A 6,452-nucleotide genomic window follows, 5' to 3' on the forward strand; every position below is an offset into this window, starting at 1 on the left:
CAGCAGACCGCCGCGCCGCGCCCGCGGGCGCGGCGCGGCGGTCTGCTGCTGGCCGCTGTCTCCGGTCAGCGCCGGGCGGCGAGGTGCTGCCAGCCTTATGTCGCGCTCGACCACGACATCAGTCGGGCCGCCGATCAGGATGAGGTGTTCGATATCGTCGCGCCGCACCAGCACCAGCCGGCGGTGGCTGTCGACAGCGGTGGCGTCCATGACGGCGAGCCGTGTCTTGCGATTCCGGCCTCCGGCAACGAAGGTGCCGAAAGTCAGGTTGCGGACTACCTTGATGACGAGCAGGACCACGACCAGCAGAACAAGGGCCGCGAACGTCCATAGAATTGCAGCGACGTAACCCGGCCCCGCTACGCTATCCAGCCACTGCAGCATCGGTGCACCCAATCGCCTTTGAAGTGACGCGACACTAGACCTTAGGGACTAGCCTCCGCAAGGCGACATCACCCATCGTGAACAGTTTGAAACATGAATCGTTGATTTTATCGGACATTTGCCGTCCGGGCCTTTTCCGCTACAGGAGAATGTGATTCAACCGGCCGTTCGCGGGTGTCGGGGCATCGGAATCACGAGCAGGGGGCACATGGCCAAGGAAACGCGCGGCGATTTCTATCCGGTACCGATCGTCGACCAAAACACGCGTCCGGGCGCCATCGCCAGGCTCATCATCTTCATCGTCGTTTTGACCGGCGCGGCGGTCGTTTTCGGGTTGTTCCGCGAGCGCCTCGGCGATCCGTTCCTGCTCGGCATGCTTGGCGTGCTCGCCATGATCGGCGTCGGCTTTCTGTTCGCGACGGCGATCGGCTTCGTGCAGATCGCCCCGCGTTCAACCGGCGACGAGCTGTCCAAAGCGTTCGTCGATTCAATGTCGCAAGGCCTCCTGGTCACCGACACCAAGGGTCGCGTAATCTACGCCAACCGGGCCTATGCCGAGATGACGGGGGCCGCTTCGGCGGCGGACCTCAAGACGGTCGAGGGGCTGCTTTCGGACGTCCCCGAGGCCTCGATGACCATCTACCGGCTGGCGTCCGGCCTGCGCGACGGCCAGGCGGGCGACGGTGAATTCCGCCTGGCCCAGTCGATCAAGCCTGGGGCCGAGCCGGGCGCGCGCTGGTACCGCGTCCGCGCGCGCGCCTTCAACGTGCCGGGCCAGCGGCTGCCGCTGCTTGCCTGGCAGATCGCAGACATTTCGCAGGAGCGGGCGGAACAGGAGCGTTTCTTCCTCGACCTGCAAAAGGCGATAGACCATCTCGACCACGCGCCCGCAGGCTTCTTCTCGGCCGACCAGGAAGGCCGCGTCACCTATATCAATGCGACGCTTGCCGAATGGCTGGGCATCGACCTTGCCAGCTTCACCCCGGGCGCGGTCACGCTGCCGGAGATCGTTGCCGGCGACGGCATGGCGCTCGTCCGCTCGGTCAAGGCTGATCCCGGCGCCACGCGCAACGCCGTCATCGACCTTGATCTGACGACAATGAGCGGCCAGGCACTGCCGGTCCGCTTCATGCACCGCGTTTCGGCGAGCCGCGAAGGAGTGAACGGGCCGACGCGCACCATCGTGCTCAACCGCACCCAGGGTGAGGACGCGTCCGCCGACCTGCGCGCCTCGGAGGTGCGCTTCACGCGTTTCTTCAACTCGACGCCGATGGCGATAGCCGGCGTCGATGCCGGCGGGCGCATCCTGCGCACCAATGCGCCGTTCCTGTCGCTGTTTTCGTCCGTCGTCGACCGGGACGCTGTCGACCGGCGTGTGCGTTTTGAGAGCGTGGTGCATGAACGCGACCGGCCGGCCTTCGCCGCCGCCTTCGAGAAGGCGCGGCAGCGGCAGGCCAATATCGAGCCGATCGACTCGTTGCTGCCCGGGCATGAGGAGCGCCACATCCGCTTCTACGTGAATGCCGTCGCCGACGGCGCCGGTGGCGAGGGTGCGGAGGAATCGGCCATCGTCTACGCCGTCGAGACTACCGAGCAGAAGGCGCTCGAGGGCCAGATGGCGCAGAGCCAGAAGATGCAGGCGGTCGGCCAGCTTGCCGGCGGCATCGCGCACGACTTCAACAACGTGCTCACCGCCATCATCATGGCGTCCGACCTCCTGCTCACCAACCACCGGCCGTCGGACCCGTCCTTCCCCGACATCATGAACATCAAGCAGAACGCCAACCGCGCGGCGTCGCTCGTCAGGCAATTGCTCGCCTTCTCGCGCAAGCAGACCTTGCGGCCGGAAGTTCTCAACCTGACCGATGTGCTTGCCGATCTGCGCATGCTGCTTGCCCGCCTGGTGGGCAACGATATCAGGCTGAAGATCGATCACGGGCGCGATCTGTGGCCGGTCAAGGTCGACATCGGCCAATTCGAGCAGGTGGTAGTCAATCTCGCCGTCAACGCGCGCGATGCGATGCCCACCGGCGGCGATCTTACCGTGCGCACCCGCAACGTCATGGCCGACGAGTGCAAATCGTTCCCGTATCGCGAGCTTATCCCGGCCGATTATGTGCTGGTCGAGGTCGAGGACACGGGCAGCGGCATCGCGCCGGAGGTGCTGAAGAAGATATTCGAGCCGTTCTTCACCACAAAGGAGGTCGGCAAGGGAACGGGCCTTGGCCTCTCGATGGTGTATGGCATCATCAAGCAGACCGGCGGCTTCATCTACTGCGATTCCGAAGTCGGCAAGGGCACGGTGTTCCGGATCTTCCTGCCGCGTCACGTGACGGAGGTGAAGAAGGCGAGCGAATCTGCCGACACTGCGGCGGCGGCAGCTCCAGCCAAGCCGGCCGACACGGCGAAGGACCTCTCAGGTTCGGCGACCGTGCTTCTGGTCGAGGACGAGGACGCCGTTCGCATGGGCGGCGTGAGGGCGCTGACTTCGCGCGGCTACACCGTTCACGAGGCTTCCTCCGGCGTCGAGGCGCTGGAGGTCTTCGAGGCACTCGGCGGCAAGGTCGACATCGTCGTGTCCGATGTGGTGATGCCGGAAATGGACGGGCCGACGCTGCTCGGCGAATTGCGCAAGCGCCAGCCGGACATAAAATTCGTCTTCGTTTCCGGCTATGCCGAGGACGCCTTTGCCAAAAACCTGCCGGCCGACGCGCATTTCGGCTTCCTGCCCAAACCATTCTCGCTCAAGCAACTGGCGACGATCGTCAAAGACGTGCTGGAATCTTAAAGCGCATCGACGCGCTTCAGATCATTGCTTGATGCAGGTCGTTTCCCCAAAAGCGCTGCGCCCTTTTAGGCGACATGTCTTAAACAGCTACCGCTTGCACATTGCAGCGAGCCTGCCATGATGGCGATCGGATGGGTCCTGTCATGGGGGTGATAGCGCGTGACGCCGCACATCGAGGCGGGCAGGGGAGATTATGCCGAAACGGTGCTGCTGCCGGGCGACCCCGAGCGCGCGCAGTGGATGGCGCAAACTTTTCTGGAGGCGCCGCGCTGCATCAATCTCCGTCGGGGCGCCCTCGGCTTCACTGGCCGTTTCCGCGGTAAGCCGGTCAGCATCCAGGCAACCGGCATCGGCGTCTCTTCTTTCCTGATCTATGCCCATGAGTTGCTGGACTATCATGGCGTGAAGACGCTGATCCGCACAGGAACATGCGGCGCATTGTCGGACGACGTTCCGCTGCGGGGCTTGGTCGTTTCAAGCGCCGTGCGCGCCGAGGGCCCGATCAGCGGGCAGGTGTTCGGACTTTACCAGCCGGCGGGCCCCGATGAGGCGCTCCATGCGCTGGCGCTGCAGCGGGCCGCCGATCTCGGCATTGCCTGCAGCGCCGGCCTGACCGTCTGCAGCGACATCTTCCATCATCCCGATGGCCGCGCCCGCTTCGACGAGCCCAGGGCGCTCGGCGCGCTGGCGGTCGACATGGAAACCAGCGCGCTCTACCGCATCTCGGCGCAGTTCGGCGCGCGCGCCCTATCGCTGCTGACCGTGGTCGACCACGTCGCCGCCGACGAGCAGACCGAGTATTCCGAACGCCAGGCGCTGTTCACCGACATGACCCGCCTGGCGCTGGAAGTCGCGGTCACTGCTTAGGCGGTTTCCGCTTCAACTGCCCCTCGGCTGTCGGCCGGCGACCCGCAGATAAAGCGGTAGGTTGTGCGCAGCATCGAAGCGAAGTTCCTTGTTCGATCAATGTTTCGTGCAGGTGGAGGCGGTAAAGGCGCCGTCCTGCTGCTTCATGATGATGTCGAAGGAGGGAGCGCCTGGATCGTCGAGCGTCGCCTGTGTCAGCGAGATCGAGTTGCCGCCGCTCGTATAGCCGCCGAGCGGGCCGAGCCAGCTGATCTCGCCATTGGCGTCCATCTGGTAGTTGTAGGTTCCCGACGTGCCGAAGGTCACTGGGCCGCTATAGACATTGCCCTTGATGGTGATGTCGCCGAGATTGATGAAGAGGCCGAGCAGATAGACCTCGCAATGATAGACGCCGTCCGGAAGCTTGCCTTCGGCGAAGTCCGCGCCGGCCTTGCCCACGGCCGACGCAAGAAGCAGCAAGCTCAGAAGAATGCGAATCGGGAAGGCCATGCGGTCGCTCATTTCGGCGGCGACCTTGCCCCATTTTGCCGCTGCCCCGCAACTGGCCGGCGAGTGCCGGCACGGAGACGAGATTAAGCATTGGGCATTTTATGATTTGGGCAAAATCTAGGCAGAGCTGCGCAACGTTTTCTCAAACCCAGGGTGCTTGATCGGCGTCGTTTTATTCGCTTCTCAAGCGCTAAACGTTTGTATTTATGACTATTTCTCCTGATCCCCGCATGCGTCCGCGTTTGGCACGTCGCTTGCAACCAAGTTTGATGAGATCGGATCGTCAACCATCACCGGTTGCCGAGCGGAAGGGTTGCCTTCGAGGGGAAGGCGCTCGACCGGAGCGCGGCGTATGACCGCGCCCGGTCGGGCATCGCATCGTGCCGCAGGGCAGGAAGATCTCTCCGCTGCTCACGGTCCTCGAAAATCTGAAGTCCCGCTTCGCGCCGCTTCAGCGCGGCGACCGCAACATTCCTTCGCATGTCTTCGAGGTGTTTGCGGTGCTGAGGCAGATGCCTTCGCGGCGCGGCGGCGACCTGTGCGGTGACCAGCGGCAACTCGCCACTCGGGCGGGCGCTGGTGATGCGGCCGAAGCTACGCACGCCGTCGCCGGTCTCGCGATGCAGAATAGATTCCTCGTGCGGACGCCTAGATCATTGCTGATTATGCACCGTTGATGACGCTTGCTAGTAACGGAATGGATCCTTGGGTCTTCGCTTCGGTTCGCGTCGTTACGCGGAAGGATGACGAAGTGTTCGACGGCTCTGGTGTGGCCAATAGCGCATGCTAGTCTTTGCATGGCCTTGGTGAGTCGCGCTCTTTCCGTATCAGTCGAGATGAAGGGGGATGGCGCGGGCTCCGCCCGCAAGGTCCGCGCAAGCAAGCTCGCCTAGCTTTCCCCGCAGTGATTGTCGGTCGATGCGTCCAACAAAAGCTTGCCAGGGGAAGGCGATGGAACGTTTTGTCGAGGACTATCAGAAGCGGCGGCTGACCGAGCGCGTCGATATCATGACGGCGATCAACATCCTGATGTCGCAGGGCTACGACGAGGATGATCTGCTCGGCGAAATAACCAAGGTTTTTTACGTCGACCTCGACGCCTATAACGAAGTAATCGGGCACCATTGACGGCCTGAGCCGCAAGACTTTAACCGTTCCGGACGGAAACCGCACTTTTCCTGAGATTGCCCTGAGGTTCCAAGCGCAGCGGCGGGTGTCGAGCACGCGGTTGCGGCCGTCGCGCTTGGTCGCGAAAAGCGCCGTGTCGACCGCGCTGAGCACCTTGTCGAAGCTCATGCGTTTCCCGCTGCCGAAGGTGAAGCCGGCACTCACCGTGCATCTCATCCGACCCGTGTCGGTTTCGAAGGTTCGGACCGCGAACGCGGTTCTGATCCGTTCGGCCGCCGCCTCGACCATCTCCGGCAAGGTGCGCTTCAGCACCAGCGCGAACTCCTCGCCGCCCATGCGGCGGCCACATCGTTCGGGCGAAGATTCCTGACAACTCTTCTGCGACGCCCTTCACAGCGGTGAAGACTCCGACATTCCGTAAGGTCAGAGGACGAACACCGACAACAGCAGTATGATGCCGACTGCCATCATCACCAGACCTGGCCAATTCTGAGACAGGCCGAGGAAACGGAGTCCGCGTCGCCGCGGCTCCAGTGTGGGGCCTGGTGTTGCCAGGTTCGGCGCCGGACGGTCCGGCGCTGTAGATGCCGGGTCACTCAGGCGTCCGCGCCTCAAAGTGGCGCCTGCCATGTAGACGACGCCTGCGATGGTAAGCAACGCACCGAGGATGACGGCCATCTTCCCTCGCTCCTTTCCGACGCTGCGGGATGTGGCGAGCGTTTCGCGAGGTCGCCGTACCGATCTTTCGGCGAGATAACCCTCCGCCGACCTTGCGATCGGCTGGGACAGAACGGTC

Annotated in this window: 5 protein-coding genes and 3 pseudogenes; 4 read left to right on the plus strand and 4 right to left on the minus strand. The window is 63.5% G+C overall.

Annotation, left to right across the window (positions count from 1 at the left end; all coding sequences use genetic code 11):
* A pseudogene (locus EOA79_RS28220) lies at nucleotides 1-384 on the minus strand (flagellar biosynthetic protein FliO); the annotation flags it as partial.
* A gap of 208 nt (nucleotides 385-592) precedes the next feature.
* Between EOA79_RS28220 and EOA79_RS28225 the strand changes: the two are divergent.
* A complete protein-coding gene (locus EOA79_RS28225; RefSeq protein ID WP_095825314.1) occupies nucleotides 593-3,172 on the plus strand; it encodes a PAS domain-containing sensor histidine kinase in 2,580 nt (859 codons plus the stop codon).
* 159 nt (nucleotides 3,173-3,331) lie between these two features.
* Nucleotides 3,332-4,039 carry a purine-nucleoside phosphorylase gene (locus EOA79_RS28230; protein WP_066992426.1) on the plus strand — a complete coding sequence of 236 codons (708 nt, stop codon included), beginning with the start codon at nucleotides 3,332-3,334 and terminating at the stop codon, nucleotides 4,037-4,039.
* Between the two features lie 96 nt (nucleotides 4,040-4,135).
* Here the strand turns inward: EOA79_RS28230 and EOA79_RS28235 are convergent, their stop codons facing one another.
* On the minus strand, nucleotides 4,136-4,528 hold the full coding sequence (locus EOA79_RS28235) for a hypothetical protein (protein WP_095825347.1): 393 nt from the start codon (nucleotides 4,526-4,528) through the stop codon (nucleotides 4,136-4,138).
* Between the two features lie 279 nt (nucleotides 4,529-4,807).
* Between EOA79_RS28235 and EOA79_RS28240 the strand changes: the two are divergent.
* Nucleotides 4,808-5,125, plus strand: a pseudogene (locus EOA79_RS28240) (ABC transporter ATP-binding protein); the annotation flags it as partial.
* Between the two features lie 354 nt (nucleotides 5,126-5,479).
* A complete protein-coding gene (locus EOA79_RS28245; protein WP_082953673.1) occupies nucleotides 5,480-5,656 on the plus strand; it encodes a hypothetical protein in 177 nt (58 codons plus the stop codon).
* Nucleotides 5,657-5,806: 150 nt separating this feature from the next.
* On the opposite strand, the pseudogene EOA79_RS33825 reads toward EOA79_RS28245, so the two are convergent.
* Nucleotides 5,807-5,992 (minus strand): annotated as a pseudogene (locus EOA79_RS33825) (GGDEF domain-containing protein); the annotation flags it as partial.
* An 87-nt stretch (nucleotides 5,993-6,079) separates the two neighbouring features.
* Complete coding sequence (locus tag EOA79_RS28255) at nucleotides 6,080-6,334, minus strand: hypothetical protein (protein WP_066992433.1); 255 nt, start codon at nucleotides 6,332-6,334, stop codon at nucleotides 6,080-6,082.
* Nucleotides 6,335-6,452: the final 118 nt, after the last annotated feature.

It is taken from the genome of Mesorhizobium sp. M1A.F.Ca.IN.020.03.2.1, from assembly GCF_004023205.1.
Taxonomy (GTDB): domain Bacteria; phylum Pseudomonadota; class Alphaproteobacteria; order Rhizobiales; family Rhizobiaceae; genus Mesorhizobium.

What these genes read in the sequence shown, in the direction of transcription:
- EOA79_RS28255 (WP_066992433.1), bottom strand. Translation starts at nt 6,334, where the DNA reads ATGGCCGTCATCCTCGGTGCGTTGCTTACCATCGCAGGCGTCGTCTAC.
- EOA79_RS28245 (WP_082953673.1), top strand. Translation starts at nt 5,480, where the DNA reads ATGGAACGTTTTGTCGAGGACTATCAGAAGCGGCGGCTGACCGAGCGC.
- EOA79_RS28235 (WP_095825347.1), bottom strand. Translation starts at nt 4,528, where the DNA reads ATGGCCTTCCCGATTCGCATTCTTCTGAGCTTGCTGCTTCTTGCGTCG.
- EOA79_RS28225 (WP_095825314.1), top strand. Translation starts at nt 593, where the DNA reads ATGGCCAAGGAAACGCGCGGCGATTTCTATCCGGTACCGATCGTCGAC.